Here is an 18,547-nt window from a genome sequence, read left to right on the forward strand (position 1 = left end):
AATCTATATTTTTTAATGATATTTAAATTAATAATAATTAATTATTAATAATTAATTATTAAATTTTATTTATGATTAGAAATGTAATATAAATTTATTATTTTTATTCCCTAATAATTGATAAATGCTCTTTATGCCGAAAGGTTGCGAGTTGTGTTATATAATTTCCCAGTTATTATCTCAATATCATGAATGCAATGAAAAACTTAACCATTATTGGTGTAACGCCTTTTGAAAAGCCGGATGTTAATCTTATGCTGAAATTACATGAGGCAGGTGCGTTTCCCGTCTTAAGCTTAGGACATGATTCAAAAGCAGCTCAGGAAGCGCTGAATCAAATGAACCAGACAGATATACCTTCTTATGGGATCTATCTGCCGAACGACAAATTTATATCCCTTCAGATTCCCGAAAAAGTTAGGTTGGCCATCCTTCCGTCCGGTATTTTAATGAACCTTATACCGGATCTTCCTGTTATTTATCAGGTGACCAGTTTAGATGAAGCCAGGTTGGCCGAACAGTCTGGTGCCGAAGGGATTATTATCAAAGGCAATGAAGCAGGTGGCCTCGTAGGCTATGAGTCTACATTTGTATTATTTCAGCGTGTCATCAAAGAAATTAATTCTGTTCCCGTTTGGATGCATGGAGGAGTAGGGATTCATACAACTGCTGCTGCCAAAGCACTGGGAGCAGCAGGTGTTGTACTGGATAGTCAGCTAGCATTATTCCCCGAAAGTTCCGTTCCTCAGGAGATCAAAGACCTTTCCTCAAAACTGAATGGTACCGAAACTAAAATAATAGCGAATCACCGGATATTGGTGAGACCCAACTCACCTGCGCTACCGGAAGATATCACGGCTGATGAGCTGAGACAATATTTTACTGATCTTGACCTAAACAACAGCTATATTCCTATGGGCCAGGATATTTCATTGGCAATAGATCTGTATGAAGATTTCAAAACCCTGAAAAAAATGATTTTTGGATTCAGAGAAGCCATGTATGGTCATTTGAAGCAGGCTAAAGCACTTAAAGTGATCAGTGAGAATAATATAATGGCTCAAAAGCTGGGATTGCGTTACCCTATCGCACAGGGGCCAATGACCCGTGTCAGCGATGTTCCGTTATTTGCCAATGCAGTAGCAGATGCAGGCGCTTTGCCTTTTGTCGCTTTATCATTGTTGAAAGGTGAGCAGGCGAAAGCTTTGGTGATGGAAACCAAAAAACTGGCTGGTGAAAAAACGTGGGGTGTAGGTATTCTTGGATTTGCCCCTCAGGAATTGAGAGAAGAACAGACATCCTATATATTGGAAGCTAAACCTCCCGTAGTTCTTATTGCCGGAGGAAGACCTGCACAGGCTAAGGTATTTGAAAAGGCGGGAATTACAACTTTCCTTCACGTTCCTTCTCCTGCATTGCTGGATATTTTCCTAAAAGAAGGCGCTACCAACTTCATCTTTGAAGGCCGTGAATGCGGTGGTCACGTAGGTCCGCTTTCCAGCATGGTGCTTTGGGAAAAACAGATTGAACGTATTTTAAAAGAAGAACATCCTGAAAATATCAGTGTATTTTTTGCGGGCGGAATTCATAATGCATTTTCAACAGCATTCGTTTCTATCATGGCAGCTCCGTTAGCAGCAAGAGGCGTAAAGGTTGGAGTACTGATCGGAACAGCCTATCTCTATACGGAAGAAGCTGTACGTACCGGAGCTATTCAGGAAGAATTCCAGGTGCAGGCTATGCAGGCAAAAGACACAGTTTTACTGGAAACAGCACCGGGACATGAAACACGTTGTTTAAATACAGCTTTTGCTAAACATTTCAGCACCGAGAAAATTAAACTTCTGGCAGCCGGAATGGATAAAAAAGAAGTTTGGGAACAGCTTGAAAAACTAAATGTGGGCAGGCTTAGAATTGCTGCAAAAGGAATTGACCGTCAGGGAGACAAGTTGGTTAATGTTCCTAAAAACGAGCAGCTGGATCTTGGAATGTACATGATCGGTCAGGTGGCTACGATGCAAAACCGGGTGATTTCCCTTGCATCCCTTCATCAGAATGTAAGTATTGATAACTATAAATACATTGAAGAGGCGGCTTTACCGGAACAGCCGGTATTCACAGAAAAACCTCTGGATGTAGCGATTGTCGGGATGGAATGTATTTTCCCGGGCGCTAAAAACCTTGAAGAGTACTGGCGAAACATCATTTTAGGAAGAGACAGTGTCACAGAAGTTCCCGATGAGCGCTGGAACAAAGAACTTTACTATCAACCGGATTCAGACGGACCGGATGTATCTCATTCCAAATGGGGAGGATTTATTCCAAAAATTGATTTTGATCCTTTGGCCTTCGGAATTCCTCCACAATCCCTTGCTGCCATTGAACCCACACAGCTGTTGACCTTATTGGTTGCCAAGCGTGCGATGGAAGATGCAGGCTATGGAGAAAAACACATCAACAGAGAAAATATTTCTGTTATTATAGGCGCTGAAGGCGGTAATGATCTCGCCAACAGCTATAGTTTCAGAGGATACTATAAACAGGTTTTCGGAGAACTTCATGAAGAAGTGAAACAGGCATTTCCCCATACGACGGAAGATTCATTTCCTGGTATTTTGGCTAATGTGATCGCAGGGAGAATTACAAACCGTCTGGATCTGGGGGGAAGAAATTTTACCGTAGATGCGGCGTGTGCTTCTTCTCTGGCAGCTATTGATCTGGCCTGTCAGGAACTTGTATTAGGCAAATCCGATATGGTTCTTGCCGGAGGAGCGGATTTACACAACGGAATCAATGATTATCTGATGTTTTCCAGTACGCATGCACTTTCCAGAAAAGGAAGATGCGCGACATTTGACGGAGAAGCCGACGGAATTGCCCTTGGAGAAGGAGTGGCAATCCTTGTCTTAAAAAGATACGAAGATGCTGTTAGAGATGGCGACCGTATTTATTCTGTGATCAAAGGAGTAGGAGGGTCAAGTGACGGAAAAGCGTTAGGTCTTACAGCCCCTAGAAAAATAGGACAGGTACGGGCGTTGGAACGCGCGTACACCCAGGCAGGAATCAGTCCTGCGTCAGTTGGTTTAGTGGAAGCCCATGGAACTGGAACTGTAGTAGGAGATAAAACTGAACTGAGTGCACTGACCAATTTATTCAGCCGTTCAGGAGCCATACCGGGACAGACTCACTTAGGTTCTGTAAAGACACAAATCGGGCATACCAAATGTGCGGCAGGATTAGCCGGACTGATCAAAGCTTCACTGGCGGTATACCACGGCGTAAAACCACCAACACTTCATTTACAGCAGCCTAATGCTTATTATAATGCCCAAACCAGTCCTTTTGCTTTTTATGCAGAAAGTGGATTATGGGGCGAGAAAAACCGTTATGCAGGGATCAGTGCTTTTGGATTCGGGGGAACCAATTTCCATACGGTCATTGCCAACCATCCTAAGGAAGACGATTCTGCTGTATTGCAATCGTGGCCGTCAGAATTGTTTGTATTCCGCGGGGATACGTATGAGGATGCGAAAATTCAATTGTCACAGATCAAATCTTTATTAGAGGTTAACGGTGATATTCCATTAAAAGATATGGCTTACAGCTTAGCAGTAGGCTCAGAAAAACCAATTCAGTTAACCATCGTTGCTGATACCGCCGAACATTTGATGATGAACATCGAACTGGCACTATCCGGCATTGAAAGTAAAGACACTTTCACGGTGAATAAACGTGACGGTAAAGTAGCTTTCCTTTTCCCCGGACAGGGCAGTCAGAGAATCAATATGGCCCGCGATCTGTTCGTCGCTTTTCCGGCCATGCGTAACCTGATTGAAGGATATCCTGAATTGGAGAAAGTAGTTTTCCCTTCAGCAACATTTGATGAAGCTGCTTTAAAACAACAGAAAGAAACCATTAAAGATACCCGTCTGGCGCAACCTATCTTAGGAATGGTTGACCTGGCTTTAGCTAAATTTCTGAAATCACTGGACATCGTTCCGGATATGGTGGCAGGTCACAGTTATGGTGAATTACCAGCTTTATGTTTTGCCGGAGTGTTTGAAGAAGAAAAACTGGTTGATCTAAGTATTCAAAGGGCTCATGCCATTCTGGATTCAGTAGAAGGAGGTGATCCGGGAACTATGATTGCGGTAAGCGCAACAAGAGAACAGTTGCAGCCGGTATTAGACAAAACAGAAGGTTGTTATCCGGTTAATTATAATGCTCCGACCCAATGTGTAGTGGCAGGAAGTACGCCTGCCATCAATAAATTAATGGAAACCCTAAAACAGGAACGCATCTCTGCAAAGAAATTAGAAGTTGCGTGTGCATTCCACAGCCCATTATTGGCCAAGTCTAAAGGCTTATATGATGAGGTTTTAAAAGACATTCCTTTTCAGGAAATGCAGATTCCGGTTTGGTCGAATACAACTGCGGAAACCTATCCAACAAGTCCATCGGAAATCAAAGAAAGACTCACGGATCATTTGGTAAAGCCGGTAAGATTTGTAGAGGAACTTCAGGCGATGTATGAAGACGGAGCCAGAATATTCATCGAAGTAGGCCCTGGAAAAGTCCTTTCCGGACTGACTAAATCCTGCTTGGAAAAAGATCAGCTGATCCTGTATGTAGAAGACAGCAACCGAAATAAACTGAGCCATCTTCTTTCCATGCTGGCACAATATCTGGGAACAGGCCGAAGCTTCAGCATTGAAAAACTTTTCGACGGCCGTAATGCCAGACTGATTCAGATAGACCAGCCTGAACTGTATAAGAAAAATCCAGCCATCTGGCGTGTGAACGGACAAATGGCGCATCCAACCACAGGTAATCTGCCGGCTAATGGTGCATTACCGATATTAAATCCTATTCCCATGAACAATTTTACGAATAACCAACCAGCCCCTGTAGCCGAATCTCAGCCTGCTGCTGAACGTATGCTTCAGGAATATTTAAATACCATGAAACAGCTAATTCAGGCACAGCGTGATGTGATGCTTTCCTTCCTGGGACAGAATCCACAAGTCAGCCCTGCACCTGTTTATGCTGCGCCGGTACAAGCACCTGTGAACGATCGTTTGGTGACGATTCCTGCACAGCCGGTCCATGTAGAAAAGCCAGCTGCTGTTGCGGTAAAACAGGCTCCGGTAAAAGATATTAAAACCCTGTTGCTACAGGTGGTCAGCGATAAAACAGGATATCCACCCGAAATGCTCGGTATGGAAATGGACCTGGAAGCAGATTTGAGTATTGACTCTATCAAAAGGGTAGAAATCATTGGAACACTTCGCAGTGAGTTGGGAGCGCTTACATCAGGTAATGCCGATGAAGATACGATCATGGAAAAATTAGCATCGATCAAAACGTTAAGCGGTCTGGTTTCCTGGTTGACAGAATTAACTGGAACTCCAATAGCAGCTCCTGAAAAAAACGGAACTGCAGTAACACCAGCAGCAGGTGTAGAAAGTAAATCAGCATTCTCTCTTGAAGAGCTTCAAAATATAATTCTGGATATTGTCAGTGAGAAAACGGGTTATCCAAAGGAAATGCTTGGATTGGATCTTGACCTTGAAGCAGATTTGAGCATTGACTCTATTAAAAGAATGGAAATTATCGGAGACCTTAAAACCAAAATCGGATTCGGGGAAGATATGGACCAGGCGGATGATCTGATGGAAAAACTGGCTGCCATTAAAACGTTAAAAGGACTGGCCTCATGGATCAGTGAAATGAGTGGAAACACCGAGGCTGAACCGGTACAGAACTTATTGTCACGTCTTCGTTTTGACCTGACTCCAACCGATGTTTCTACAGAGCAGAATACAGAAATCATAAAGGGAAAACGTTTTGCCATTACTCAGGACAACAGTCCGCAAACGATGGCGATCAAAAATACCCTTGAAAAATATGGCGCTATTGCAGAATTGGTGGATACGGAAAGAGATCTTAAAGATTTTGACGGACTCATCATTCTGGATCTGTTCTCCTCAACCGTAAAACACAGCATCATTGATCACGTAGATCAGATCAAGAAACTGGATCTTGATAAAGCCAAATGGGTGTATCTGATTTCAGATATTCCGGCCCATATTCAGGAATTGACTGATACCCGTCTTTTGCGTCATTACAAAGGCTATCCTGGACTTTTCAAAAGTTTAGCCAGAGAATTTGAACAGACCTCCTGCAGGCTGATCAGTCTGAGTACACCACAGGAAGTTGATCAGATTACAGAGATCACTTTAAAAGAAATATTAACCACAGATAAACCTTCCGAAGTCGTTTACAAACACGACCAAAGGCATAAAATAGAGATCATCCCTTCTCCATTGTCAACAAGTCTTGAAGAAGCCCATATCCAACTGGATCAGGAATCTGTAGTCTTGGTACTTGGAGGCGGACAGGGAATCACTTCTGAATTGGTGAAGCATATGTCCGAAGCATATCCATGCACCTATATTCTTGTGGGAAGATCAGCAGATCCCAGGGATGTCATAGCAGACCTTAAAGAAGTGGAAGCCATGAAAACCAAGGAAGAAATAAGAAGCTATCTTATTAAAACCGGAAAATTCACTTCTCCTTCCGAAATAGAAAAAGAGACCGTAAGAATTTTTAAAAACAATCAGATCTTGCGTACCATCCGTGATATGGAACAGCTTGGAAGTACGGTGGTCTATCAGTCCTTAGATCTTTGTGACGAAGAAGGATTATCAGATTTGATCAAAAATATTTACGATAAGTACGCCCGTTTAGACGGAGTCATTCATGGAGCAGGTCTTTTGGAAGACAAACTGTTCAGACAGAAGACATCCAGCTCATTTGAGCGTGTATTCGATACAAAAGTAAAACCGCTTCGTGTATTGGCAGAACAACTTCGAGCTGACTGTCAGTTTGTAGTGCTCTTCTCAAGTATCGCTTCGGTATATGGAAATAAAGGTCAGACAGATTATGCTGCGGCCAACTCTGTACTGGATGATTATGCGAAAGCTTTAAACAAAAAATTAAAAGGAAAAGTAATCTCCATCAACTGGGGCCCATGGAAAGGAGCCGGAATGGTTTCATCGACTCTGGAAACAGAATATGAACGTCGCGGTATTTCTTTAATTCCATTGGACCAGGGGAAAGAAATTTTCCTTAATGAGATCAAATACGGAACCGAAAGTCAAGTATTGATCATGTCCGGAAACAACTGGTAAACCTCTGTATACGATAACTATGAAAAAAACAGATGTTGCTGTTATTGGCTTATCCTGTGTCTTTCCCGGGGCACAGGATGCCCATACTTTTTGGCAGAATATTGTCAATAAAGTAGATTCCACCCAATTGGCCCCTGCTGATCGGATTGATCCTGTACACTTTAGTGATGCTACCAGTCCTGTCGACAGATTTTACTGTCAGCGCGGTGGATTTATTTCAGATTATGAATTTGATCCTACGGCTTTTGGAATTCTCCCGTTAGCAGTAGAAGGCACCGAGCCGGATCATTTATTAACCCTTGATCTGGTGCAGAAAGCGTTGGAAGATGCCGGTGTATTTCAAAAGGGAACATCTCTTGAAAAAACAGGAATCATTATCGGTAAAGGAAACTATACCGGTCCCGGCGCGACACGTGCCATTGAAATCGTGCGCACCGGAGAACAGATTTCTTCGCTGTTGCAGGAATTACTGCCTCAGGTATCTTCAGCAGATATCGAAAAGGTGAAACATGCTTTCCAGGAAAGAAAAGGCCGTTTTGCCGCAGATACAGCCATGGGACTGATTCCCAATCTGGTTGCTTCTTTAGTCGCGAATCGTTTCAATCTGGGAGGCGCTGCTTTTACAGTAGATGCTGCCTGTGCCAGTGCCCTGATTGCAGTAGATCATGCCGTTCAGGAACTCAACCGTGGCCGTTGTGATATGGTCATTGCGGGAGGTGTACATACCGGACAGAATGCCGCTTTCTGGAGTATTTTTGCCCAGTTGGGAGCTTTGTCTCACCAACAGCAGATCAAGCCGTTCAGTATGGATGCAGACGGTTTATTAATTGGTGAAGGCTGTGGTTTCGTCGTGTTAAAGCGATTGGAAGACGCAGTCCGTGATCAGGATAAAATCTATGCCGTGATCAAAGGTGTTGGAGTTAGCAGCGATGGGAATGGAACCAGTGTCATGAGTCCATCCGTTAAAGGTCAGCTTAAAGCTTTACAACAGGCCTGGATCAATGCGGATCTGGACGAAAAGCAGATCGGTTATCTGGAAGCCCACGGAACAGGGACACCGCTTGGAGATAAAACAGAACTTCAGACCCTGGCTCAGTTCTTTACTAAAGAAGAAACAACGCAGGCTGCAGGAATCGGTTCCGTTAAATCCAATATCGGACATGCTATGCCGGCTGCCGGGATCGCAGGTTTAATCAAGACCTGTCTGGCGCTTCATCATGATACTTTACCGCCTACACTGTATTGTGAAAATCCAATTGCAGATATGGAGCAGACCCGTTTTGCTCCGGTACAGGAACCTAAAAGCTGGTCAAAAACAGGCTTGCCGAAAGTAGCGGCAGTCAATGCCTTCGGATTTGGAGGGATCAATGCACACGTCGTTTTGGAAGGCTATGATATGCCGAAAAAGGACCGTGTTTTAGTATTGGCAAGACCTACCCATGAAGAACTGCTTTCAGCTTTAAAAAACAACGACAACAGAGTAGGAGAAGGGGATTACCGGATTGCTTTATTCGACCCGACCCCTGAAAGAATAGAAAAAGCGACTAAAATTGTAGCTAAAAATAATCCATGGCGCAATAAACAGGATATCTGGTACACCAACACCCCTTTACTGAAAGATGGAGGTAAAATCGCTTTCGTATTTCCGGGTCTGGATGGCCTTGCAAAAGGAGAAGTGGACAGTGTGAGCCGTTATTTTGGATTAACCGAACCTATCGAAACAGAAGGGGAAGGTTTATTAAGCGATGCATTGGGAATTTTCAACAAATGCAGCATCCTTGATAACGCCCTGAAAAAACTGGGAATTGTTCCGGATATGAACGCGGGACACAGCCTGGGAGAATGGCTGGCAGGATACTCCTCAGAACTGGCAGAAGTGAATTCCGTTAAAGCTTTGATTGATGTTCTGAATCCGGAAACCTTTGAATTAAAAGATTCCAGATTTATTGCCATCGGAGCGGGAATTGATGCGGTGAAACCTTTTATCGATGCCATTCCCAATCTTTATATTTCCAATGACAACTGTCCCAATCAGGTAATCCTTTGTGGCAGTAATGCAGCCTTGGATGAGCTGGTTCCATTGTTAAAATCAAAACAGATCTTTCATCAGATCCTGCCGTTCCAGTCCGGTTTTCACTCACCGTTTATCGCTGATAAACTGGATGTGATCTTAGCAGGAATGGAAAAAGCGCAGTTTCAACAGACGAAAATCCCGTTGTGGTCTGCAACGACTTTAGAACCGTATCCTGCCGATCAGGATGCGATCAGAAAACTAAGCGCAGAGCATTTGGTGCAGCCGGTCCGTTTCCGTGAACTGACGGATAAACTGTATGAAGAAGGCGCAAAATTCTTTATTCAAATTGGTACCGGAGGACTGATCGGGTTTATTGATGATACTTTGAAAGGAAAAGCATTCAGTACGATTGCTTCCAGCGTGGCTACAAGATCTGCCCTGGCTCAGCTGCAACGTGTGGTAGCCGCATTATTTGTGGAAGGTAAAACCGTAGCATTAGACTTTCTAGAAATACAAAACCAATCTAAAAAATCATCAGGAAAGGGAATCAAGTTACAGCTAGGTTCACCGATCATCCGTGATTTTAAAGAAATTCAAAATTTGGCTCAGTCTTTTGAGATGCCAAAACAAAATACGGTTTCAGCAGCGGTAGCTAAGACAGGTCACCCTCTGGTTCAGGCTTTCCAGGAAAATATCACTGATATGATCCGGATGCAGGAAGAAGTATTGGCCCTGTTTCAAAACCGCCCGGAAATTACAGTTCCAAGACCTGTGGTTTCTGGAGCACCTGCCAGCAAAAATTTCTCGAAACTTCTGTATGTCACTTTAGATACGCATCCTTACCTCATCGATCACAGTTTATTGAGACAGCCGAAAGGATGGACCAATGTCTCTGATATGGAACCGGTGATCCCGATGACCATGATTTTTGAGCAGTTAGCAGAAATAGCACAGGCTGAAATACCGGGAACCCGCGTTCATAAAATCATGAATGTAAGTGTGTTTCAATGGATGAATGTAGCCAAACCTTTTGAAAAAACAGTCAAAGGAGAATGGCGTTCCAATAACCATGCTTACCTTGATATCGAGAACTTTGCCAATGCAGAAGTTTTACTGGCTTCATCTGCACCTGCTGTTCCGGTCTTTAACCTGGCAATCGGGGATCTTCTGCCAATCGAAAGAACGCCAGAAGAGATCTATGACAAACATATGTTCCATGGAGAACTCTACCAGGGAATTACAGAGATTTCAGCAGTAGGAACGAAGGGAATTGTAGGAAAAATTAAAGGAAACGGAGGAAAAGGATCTTTACTGGATAATGCCGGACAGCTATTCGGATTGTGGCTGCAGCTTACCCTGACAAAAGACCGTATTGCTTTCCCTGTGAAAATCAGAGATATTGAATTCTTCGGAGATATGGAAGATCAGGACGGCCTTTTTGAATGCACCTGTATCCTTACTGAGCTCAATGAAGAATTTGCCATTGCCGATATTATCTTGAAAAGAGACGGAAAAGTATGGAGCGCGATTACAGGCTGGCAAAACCGCCGACTGGAAATCGATGAACCGCTGTGGAATGTTTCCATGTCGCCTTTACATAACCGTCTTTCGGAGGAAATAGCTCCTGAAGTATTTTTCTTTCATCAGGCGTATACCAGAGTGGCTTCATGGGATTTTATTCTTAAAAGATATTTCAACCAGACGGAAAAGCAGCATCATCAGCAGTTGTTTCCCAACAAACGGAAAGAATGGATGGTAAGCCGTGTAGCCGTGAAAGATGCCGTACGAAATCTTCTCCGTGAAAAGAAAAATCACCCTTGTTTCCCCATCACTTTTGAAATAAGAAAGGATGAAGTTGGAAAACCTTATCTGATAGGCGATGTCACAGAAGATATCCATATTTCTTTAGCCCATAAAGAAAAGGATGCGGTAGGTATTGCACGTCAGGGCGGTCCGGTAGGAATCGACATGGAAATCATGGAAGAGCGAAGCTCCGGATTTTACGACCTGGTATTTACCGATCATGAATTAACCTTATTAAAAGACAGAGATCAGGCGGAATGGACCACCAGGTTCTGGGTAGCCAAAGAAGCGTACGGAAAGTTTCTGGGAACCGGACTGAAAGGAAATCCAAAAGCCTTCGAAATCACCCATATTGAGGGGGGTCATTTATGGATCAACCAAACTGAAATAAAAACTATTAAACATAAAAAATATATTATCGGATGGACACTATAAACAACACATTAAAATTGAATCACGAAGAATTGTTCACTCTTTTAAAAGGTTTTATTACGGAAGTGATAGGCGCTGAATTTGTAGAGGAAATGGATATCACTCCGGACAGTTCATTCACAAAAGATCTGGAAATGGACAGCATAGAAATCGTTTCTTTTTCCGAGAAGATCAAAGCGCATTTCGGGGATCAGATTGACTTCACGGGATGGCTGTCTTCTATGGATTTAGACGAACTGATCAACCTTGACCTCCGTATGATCATCAATTATATCTACGAATGCCAATAATCAATGTAAACCATAAACAGGTTCATATTCAGGAACTCAACAACGGGGCTGAACAGACGGTGGTGCTTATCCACGGGATGTTCAGCAACCTCTCCATTTATTATTTTAATATTGCCCCGATTCTGGCGAAGCATTTCCACGTAGTGATGTACGATCTGAAAAGCCATGGCATGAGTGAGCGTTTTACAGACGGCTACGATCTGGAAAGTATGTCATCCGATGTATTGGCTTTGATGGATGTTTTAAACCTTAAAAAAGTACATCTGGCCGGATACAGTTTCGGTGGACTTATCGCTTTGAAAACAGCATTGAGAGCGCCGGAACGTGTCAGTCAGCTGGTCGTTATAGAAGCACCGGACCCTCAAGATGAAAAGGCCCGTAACATCATCGATGAGTATAGTAAAGAATTCCTCGAACATTATGTGGCCAATTTTACGGATACCACCAAAGTTCAGATGGGTAAAAGGCAGATGGAGAAAAACCACCGGATGTATGAATTCCTGTTTGAAAAGACCAGCATCAAAGCAGATATGATCAGGGAAAAACATTTTCTGAAGGAAGCGGATTTCTCAGAACTGAATATCCCCACACTTTTGCTTTACGGATCTGAATCGAACTGTAAACCTACAGGGGAATGGCTGAAAACACAAATCATTTCATCTGAACTGGAACTGATTCCCGGTGATCACAATGTCCCGATACAGGAACCTGTTCAGATTGCAGAATCGATGGTTCATTTTTTATCTCAATCATTATCTAACGCATTAACACAAAATCATGGCTAAATTTGTATTTGTTGTTCCACCATTGACAGGCCATGTCAATCCAACCTTAAGCATCGGCGCAGAATTACTGCAAAGAGGACATGAAGTGGCCTGGATCAGTCTTGATAAAAATTTAAGTTCAAAGCTTCCTGCCGGGGGAGAACTTTTGCTCATTCAATATGACCAGACCGACGAGGAAAAAAGAGAAAGTGAGAGCTATCTTGATATTATTTCTAAAAAAGTAGTCTACGGTATCGACAGTATCAAGTTTCTTTATGATGACGTATTGATTCCCTTAAACAGACATTGCTACAATGGGATCGTTACCTTACTAAAACAATATCAGCCTGATATGGTGATTGGGGATCATCAGTTATTTGCGGCCGCTATTGCTGCTAAAAAACTGAATTTTCCCTACAGCACATCCGTTACCGCTCCGGCGGCCATTAAAATGATGGATGAGCTACCCAAAGTACACGAATGGGAAGTCAATAAAATCATTGAGCTGCAGAAAGAACTTGGCGTAACGGAAAACCGTTCATTGGCTTCTTCTGATCTGTTGACGCTTGTTTTAACTTCAAAATATTTCTTTGGCGAAATGGATCTTCCGGAAAATTATCAGTTCACGGGACCTGTTCTTACGGAACGTCGCATCTCCTGTGAATTTGACTGGGACAGATTGAAAAGCAATACGAATAAAAAGATTTTGGTAAGCATCGGAACGACTTTCGATCATGATCATAAAAAAGCGTTCTTCCAAAAAGTGGTAGATGCCTTTAAAGATGAAGATCTGACCGTGGTATTGGTTTCTGATCCACAGCTTTTTGACAGCTGGCCGGAGAACTTTATGGTCTACAATCAGGTTCCTCAATTGGATCTGCTGCCTCATTTGGATGGAGTTGTTTGCCACGGCGGTCACAATACCGTTTCTGAAGCCCTTTCCAATGGTCTTCCGTTGGTTGTGATCCCGATTGCGTATGATCAGTCTCATGTGGCAGGTCGTGTAGTGCGTACAGGAGCAGGAGAGCGTCTTAATTTTAACAGATTTAAATCCCATCACTTAAACGAAGCCGTGAAAAATATCTTGCATCATTCAGAATATAAAGAAGCTGCTGAAACGGTTCGTGAGTCTTTCACCGAAGCCGGAGGTACAGCCACCGCAGCCAGTTTGCTTGAAAAAGCATTAATCCCTGCTGATGAAACTATAAAACCAGGGTCTAAATTTTTATTTGTGATCCCGCCGTTTTTTGGACATATCAGCCCGACCTTAAGTGTGGGAGCCAGCCTGATCGCGCGTGGACACGAAGTAAAATGGTTTGGAATTACACCGTTAGACGACAAACATATTCCGGAAGGAGGAAGTTATTTTTATCCTGAAGAAGATTTGAGTCCGTTTCAGGATGATATTCAGCGTATTTTAAAGAGGCAGGATGACGGTCCGGCATGTTCAGGACCTGAGGTGATGAAGCTCGCACTGGAAGAAACCTATGTTCCGTTTGCCAAGATGATGATGCCCGGATTGGAGCGTATGATGGAAAGCTGGAAACCGGATGTTCTGGTGAATGACTGCATCACTTTCGGAGGAGCTCTTTTTGCCCACAAACACAACATTCCATGTGTAACAACTACGCCTGTTCCTCCTGATGTAATGGGCGATACGGCGAATAACGCACCCAAAATATTCGAATGGCAGCAAAACCTGATCAAAGATCTTCAAAAAGAAGTGGGAATTGATGATGAAGGGATTTTTATCCATTCCAATAAGCTGAATCTGGTATTCACATCACAGACTTTTGCAGATTTTGAAACCGTTCCTTCTCATATGAGATTTGTAGGTCCCGTAAAAGGACGTCCGAATCCGGCTCCTTTTGACTGGGAAAAACTGGAAGCATCTACGACCCCGAAAATATTTGTATCACTCGGGACTTTGTTGGTAGACATACGGAAAGCCTTTTTTGAAAAGGTGATTGCTGCTTTTGCAGATCAGCCTGTAACGGTTATTGCAGCCACTCCGCCGGACATATTTGATGAATGGCCTTCTAATTTCATCGTGAATGGTTTTGTGCCACAATCTGCATTGATGCCTCATATGGATGCGGTGATCTGTCACGGAGGTTTTAATACCGTTAATGATACTTTCACCAACGGATTACCGATGCTGATTACGCCTATCGCCTACGACCATTTTCATATTGCAAAATTAATCGAAAAGGCTGGTTGTGGAATCAGCATCCGATACAAGCGATTGCGTGTTGAAGCTCTTCGTGAAACCGTTTTTGAACTGCTGGAAAATCCTGCCTACAGAAACGCAGCGAAGAAGGTTCAGACGAACTTACTGAATGCCGGCGGCAATGACCGTGCGGTAGAGCTTCTGGAAGATTTTGTACAGCAACATCGTTCAACATTAGTTACAGTATAGTTTATGAAAAGAAAATTGTTATTTGGTGAGCGTATGCTGCTGGGTGACGGAACAGAACCTTTCAATGCGGTGATTCCGTTCCGGTTGCGCGGAACCTTTAAAGAGGAAAATATTCAACATGCGCTGAACCAGATTCAGCGCAAGCATCCGTGGTTGAGAGCACTCATCAGCCATGATGAAAACAATATCCCATGGTTTGAAGTTCCGGAAAGACTTCTGCCCATCCCGATACGGATGGTGGTCCGAAAAGGAGAGGATGACTGGAAAGAAGAATCCGCAAGAGAGTGGAAAACCTTATTTAATTATGGAGAATTACCGCTGATCCGATTTGTATGGATCAAGGGGGAAGAGGTTTCAGATATGCTTTTTTCTTTTCATCATTGTTTATGCGATGGCGGTTCTGCGATGGCTTTCCTGTATGAATTTTTGCAGCTGCTGGATCGGCCTTCTGCAGAAATTGGGGTGGAAAATCCCATACTCGGAATTCATGATGTGGTTCCTGCTGAGGTTTTAACGAATCGCAAACAAAAACTGAAAGCGAAAGTGATCGGAAGACTGGCGGCGACAGCCATCAAATGTATTCCTGTCAACAAAAAAGCCGTTGACCGGCAAAATGACTATCTTATTCACTGGAAATTCGACAAAGAGATGAGTCAGGAACTGATTGCCTACTGTAAATCGCAGGAAGTTACAGTGAACACTTTTTTATGTGCAGTTCTACTCCAGGCATTCAGTAAAGTAAGGGGTACTGCGGCTTTCAATAAGGTTTCGTGTCCGGTGGATATCAGGCGTTTTGCCAGCCAGATCAAAGAAGACCATATTTTTGCTTTCGGACTGATGATTGTGGTTTCAGCGAATCAAAAAATAAGTTTCTCGGAAAACTTAAGACTGATGCAGGAATCTGTAGAACGGAAAACCTCCAAGCTTAATCCTTACATTACGATGATGGTGATGGAGTCTGCCCATGATGCTTTGAAAAATTTCACGAAGCTGTTGAAGCATGGCAAGTCTTCCAACGACTGCATGTTTTCCAATCTGGGACGCATTCAGATTCCCCATCAATACAAAGAATTTACACTGGATACTATTTTCAGTCCTTCTGTGATTGGGCCTTTGGGTAATACGACGACGATGGTGACATCAACATTCAACGGGGAAATGGATTTTTCTTTTGTAGGAAGCGAAGGATATTTACCGTATGCTGAAGCCTTAGCCATTCGTGATGAGGTGATTCAGACGGTGAAATTACAATTAGACCATATAGCAGTATTATGATCAGGCGAAATTTAATGATGGTGGAACGGATTATGTATGTTGATCCGGAAACCCCTGTCAATTGTGTATTTACGGCAAAAATCAAAGGGAATATCCCTGAGGAGAACTTTAAGGCTGCTTTAGAAAAAATCCAGCAGAAACATCCTTTGCTGAGAACCAGAATTGATAACAGCAGTGAAAAGTATCCGTTTTTTATAGAAGTAAAAGGAATTGAGTCTATTCCGCTTCGTATTGTTGAACGGAAAACTGATGAAGACTGGCTGCAGGAATCCGAAACTGAGTGGTTCCGGTTGTTTAAAGATGAAAAAAAGCCACTGGCCCAATTGGTTTGGATTAAAGGAAATGATGTGTCCGAAATTCTTTGGGTACTGCCTCACTGTATCTGCGACGGAACTTCCCTTGTCACCATGATGACGGAGCTTCTTACTTTGCTGGATGATCCTGCTGTGGAGCTGCAGCCTTATGAGGTATTCAGTTCTGTAGATGATTTTCTGCCTTTGGATTTCAATATGAAAAAAAAGAAGCGCAAAGCCCGTTTTTACCTGGTGATGGCCCGACTCTTTTTTCTTATGCAGCGAAAAAGTAAGATAAGAAACCTCGGAACAAATTACGTGGTCCATTGGAAGTTGAATTCAGATACAACTGCGCAAATCACTGAAAAGTCAAAAGCTCATGGTGTTTCTGTACATGCTTTGCTCTGTTCCTCATTTATGCAGGCTTTTCAGGAGATTCAGGGAAAGCAGGCAAAAGGTAAGGTGATCAGTCCTGTAGATGTCCGCCATTTTATTCCGGAGATCAGGCAGGATCATGTATTTGCTTTTGCGCCGACCGTTGAACTGTCATTAAAAAAAGGAAGCACAGATCTGATGGATAATGCCAGACAGATCAAAAAAGATCTTGTCGGAAAAATCGAAAAAATGGAGGCGAGAGAGCTTCTGTGGATGGGTGAGCAGATGCATCCCGTTGCTGAACGTATGATTTCCATGATGAAATCCAGTAAAGGTGGGCATGATGTAACGCTTTCTAATATGGGAAGGATCAATATCCCAAGCGATTATAAAAATTTTAAAGTGGAAACCGTCATCAGTCCGACTGTTGCTTTTCCATGGCTGAATTCGAATACTTTGGTCGCCACAACGTATAACCAGCAAATGGATTTTACGTTTATGTCCAATGAGCATTTTCTGCCGAAAGAAGAAGCTGTTACCATTAAAAATAAAGCCATTGAACTCCTGACCTCGTCGCTATGAAATTTAAACTGAAGCCGCCACCCCCTAAAAAACTCAAGAAAACCACGCTGAAACGCTTTTTAATCAGGCGGACGATTTATTATGTCCTTCCGAATGTGTTCTTCAATTTCATTATTGCTTACGCCAGCTTTCAGGAATTGGGATACACACACTTCTTTTCCGGAACCCAAAATCTGGCCCGGCTGACCCTGCCCATGGCCATATTCTTACCGGTGGTGCTTACCATCGATGTCATCAACAGGGTTATTATTGCTGCCGAGCAGGGAGCCATTGAGTTTACCGTAGATGAGCAACTCAATAAAAAGAAACTGATGACCAAACTGAGCATTCTGCACGGACTCACCACGGGATTATTGGTATTGTCTGTCCTGCTTTTTGCACAGTACGGTTTTTCAAAATATTATAAACTGGATGCTACGGCTATGGCAGTGCTTGTAGGTGTGCTGGCAGGAATTCTTTCTGTTATTTTTGTGTATCTGCCGGTGAGAAGGTTGAGGAGATGGATGTATAAGCCTGAGATGGCTAACTACTGACTTTAATTCTAACATCAAAAAACTATAACCATGGAAATTAACAAGATTAAAGATCACATTGCAGAAAAATTTAGCAATGATTACAGAATCTGGAGTGATGTATTAAGCAATACACAGCCGGAAAATTATGTCTGCAAAAATTGGCAGGTAGAAATCAGTCAAGAGGATATTTTTGTTGACACTCCTTCAAAAACATTTTCAGTTAATGAAGGCTTTTTTGCGTGTAACCTAATATTGCAATCAGATAATCAGGGTGATGATATAACTTACAGTAAATCTTTTTCAGCAAAAGGAACATTTCAGCTGGACAGCATCAACCGTATAGAAATAGAAGATATAGACATTGCTATTGAAATAGATATTTTTTAGAAGCTTCTTTCATGCGGATTCAGTTGAAAATTACTTTGCCTGCCGGGTTTATTTTCTAATTGTAAGGGTGATGATTTGTAATGTTTTAATTGGGTATTTCGTTGCAGGATATTGTCTGCATGATGGCAGGTAGAAACCGATTATCACAATATTTTTTATCAGATTACATTATTCTTATGGTCCTGTGCTCATAAACGGGAGAAAA

Annotated in this window: 9 protein-coding genes; all 9 read left to right on the top strand. The window is 42.7% G+C overall.

The genetic code is table 11. The annotated features are described in order from the left end of the window. Window positions 1–197: 197 nt before the first annotated feature. The 9 genes from DRF61_RS04275 to DRF61_RS04315 are packed head-to-tail and all read left to right on the top strand — an operon-like array spanning window position 198 to window position 18,342. Complete coding sequence (locus tag DRF61_RS04275) at window positions 198–7,193, top strand: type I polyketide synthase (RefSeq protein ID WP_111955047.1); 6,996 nt, start codon at window positions 198–200, stop codon at window positions 7,191–7,193. Window positions 7,194–7,212: 19 nt separating this feature from the next. After that, on the top strand, window positions 7,213–11,445 hold the full coding sequence (locus DRF61_RS04280; protein ID WP_111954421.1) for a type I polyketide synthase: 4,233 nt from the start codon (window positions 7,213–7,215) through the stop codon (window positions 11,443–11,445). Further along, window positions 11,433–11,732 (top strand): acyl carrier protein, encoded by a 300-nt coding sequence (locus DRF61_RS04285; RefSeq protein ID WP_034728171.1) that lies wholly within the window; start codon window positions 11,433–11,435, stop codon window positions 11,730–11,732. The genes DRF61_RS04280 and DRF61_RS04285 overlap by 13 nt, the downstream gene beginning before the upstream one ends. After that, window positions 11,723–12,517 (top strand): alpha/beta fold hydrolase, encoded by a 795-nt coding sequence (locus DRF61_RS04290; RefSeq protein WP_111954423.1) that lies wholly within the window; start codon window positions 11,723–11,725, stop codon window positions 12,515–12,517. The genes DRF61_RS04285 and DRF61_RS04290 overlap by 10 nt, the downstream gene beginning before the upstream one ends. Then, window positions 12,510–14,915 carry a glycosyltransferase gene (locus DRF61_RS04295; protein WP_111954425.1) on the top strand — a complete coding sequence of 802 codons (2,406 nt, stop codon included), beginning with the start codon at window positions 12,510–12,512 and terminating at the stop codon, window positions 14,913–14,915. The genes DRF61_RS04290 and DRF61_RS04295 overlap by 8 nt, the downstream gene beginning before the upstream one ends. A gap of 3 nt (window positions 14,916–14,918) precedes the next feature. Beyond that, window positions 14,919–16,190 carry a condensation domain-containing protein gene (locus DRF61_RS04300; protein ID WP_111954427.1) on the top strand — a complete coding sequence of 424 codons (1,272 nt, stop codon included), beginning with the start codon at window positions 14,919–14,921 and terminating at the stop codon, window positions 16,188–16,190. Then, window positions 16,187–17,440 carry a condensation domain-containing protein gene (locus DRF61_RS04305; protein ID WP_111954429.1) on the top strand — a complete coding sequence of 418 codons (1,254 nt, stop codon included), beginning with the start codon at window positions 16,187–16,189 and terminating at the stop codon, window positions 17,438–17,440. Before DRF61_RS04300 ends, DRF61_RS04305 begins: the two co-directional genes overlap by 4 nt. Beyond that, entirely contained in the window at window positions 17,437–17,973 is a 537-nt protein-coding gene (locus tag DRF61_RS04310; protein WP_111954431.1) for a hypothetical protein, read from the top strand. Before DRF61_RS04305 ends, DRF61_RS04310 begins: the two co-directional genes overlap by 4 nt. Before the next feature lie 30 nt (window positions 17,974–18,003). Beyond that, on the top strand, window positions 18,004–18,342 hold the full coding sequence (locus DRF61_RS04315; protein ID WP_111954433.1) for a hypothetical protein: 339 nt from the start codon (window positions 18,004–18,006) through the stop codon (window positions 18,340–18,342). Window positions 18,343–18,547 lie beyond the last annotated feature (205 nt).

Origin of the sequence: Chryseobacterium lathyri (assembly GCF_003290185.1) — a bacterium.
In the GTDB taxonomy this organism is placed as follows: Bacteria; Bacteroidota; Bacteroidia; order Flavobacteriales; family Weeksellaceae; genus Chryseobacterium; species Chryseobacterium lathyri.

Bases quoted from the DNA above. Each gene is read 5' to 3' on its own strand.
- DRF61_RS04275 (WP_111955047.1), top strand. From the start codon at position 198: ATGAAAAACTTAACCATTATTGGTGTAACGCCTTTTGAAAAGCCGGAT.
- DRF61_RS04280 (WP_111954421.1), top strand. From the start codon at position 7,213: ATGAAAAAAACAGATGTTGCTGTTATTGGCTTATCCTGTGTCTTTCCC.
- DRF61_RS04285 (WP_034728171.1), top strand. From the start codon at position 11,433: ATGGACACTATAAACAACACATTAAAATTGAATCACGAAGAATTGTTC.
- DRF61_RS04290 (WP_111954423.1), top strand. From the start codon at position 11,723: ATGCCAATAATCAATGTAAACCATAAACAGGTTCATATTCAGGAACTC.
- DRF61_RS04295 (WP_111954425.1), top strand. From the start codon at position 12,510: ATGGCTAAATTTGTATTTGTTGTTCCACCATTGACAGGCCATGTCAAT.
- DRF61_RS04300 (WP_111954427.1), top strand. From the start codon at position 14,919: ATGAAAAGAAAATTGTTATTTGGTGAGCGTATGCTGCTGGGTGACGGA.
- DRF61_RS04305 (WP_111954429.1), top strand. From the start codon at position 16,187: ATGATCAGGCGAAATTTAATGATGGTGGAACGGATTATGTATGTTGAT.
- DRF61_RS04310 (WP_111954431.1), top strand. From the start codon at position 17,437: ATGAAATTTAAACTGAAGCCGCCACCCCCTAAAAAACTCAAGAAAACC.
- DRF61_RS04315 (WP_111954433.1), top strand. From the start codon at position 18,004: ATGGAAATTAACAAGATTAAAGATCACATTGCAGAAAAATTTAGCAAT.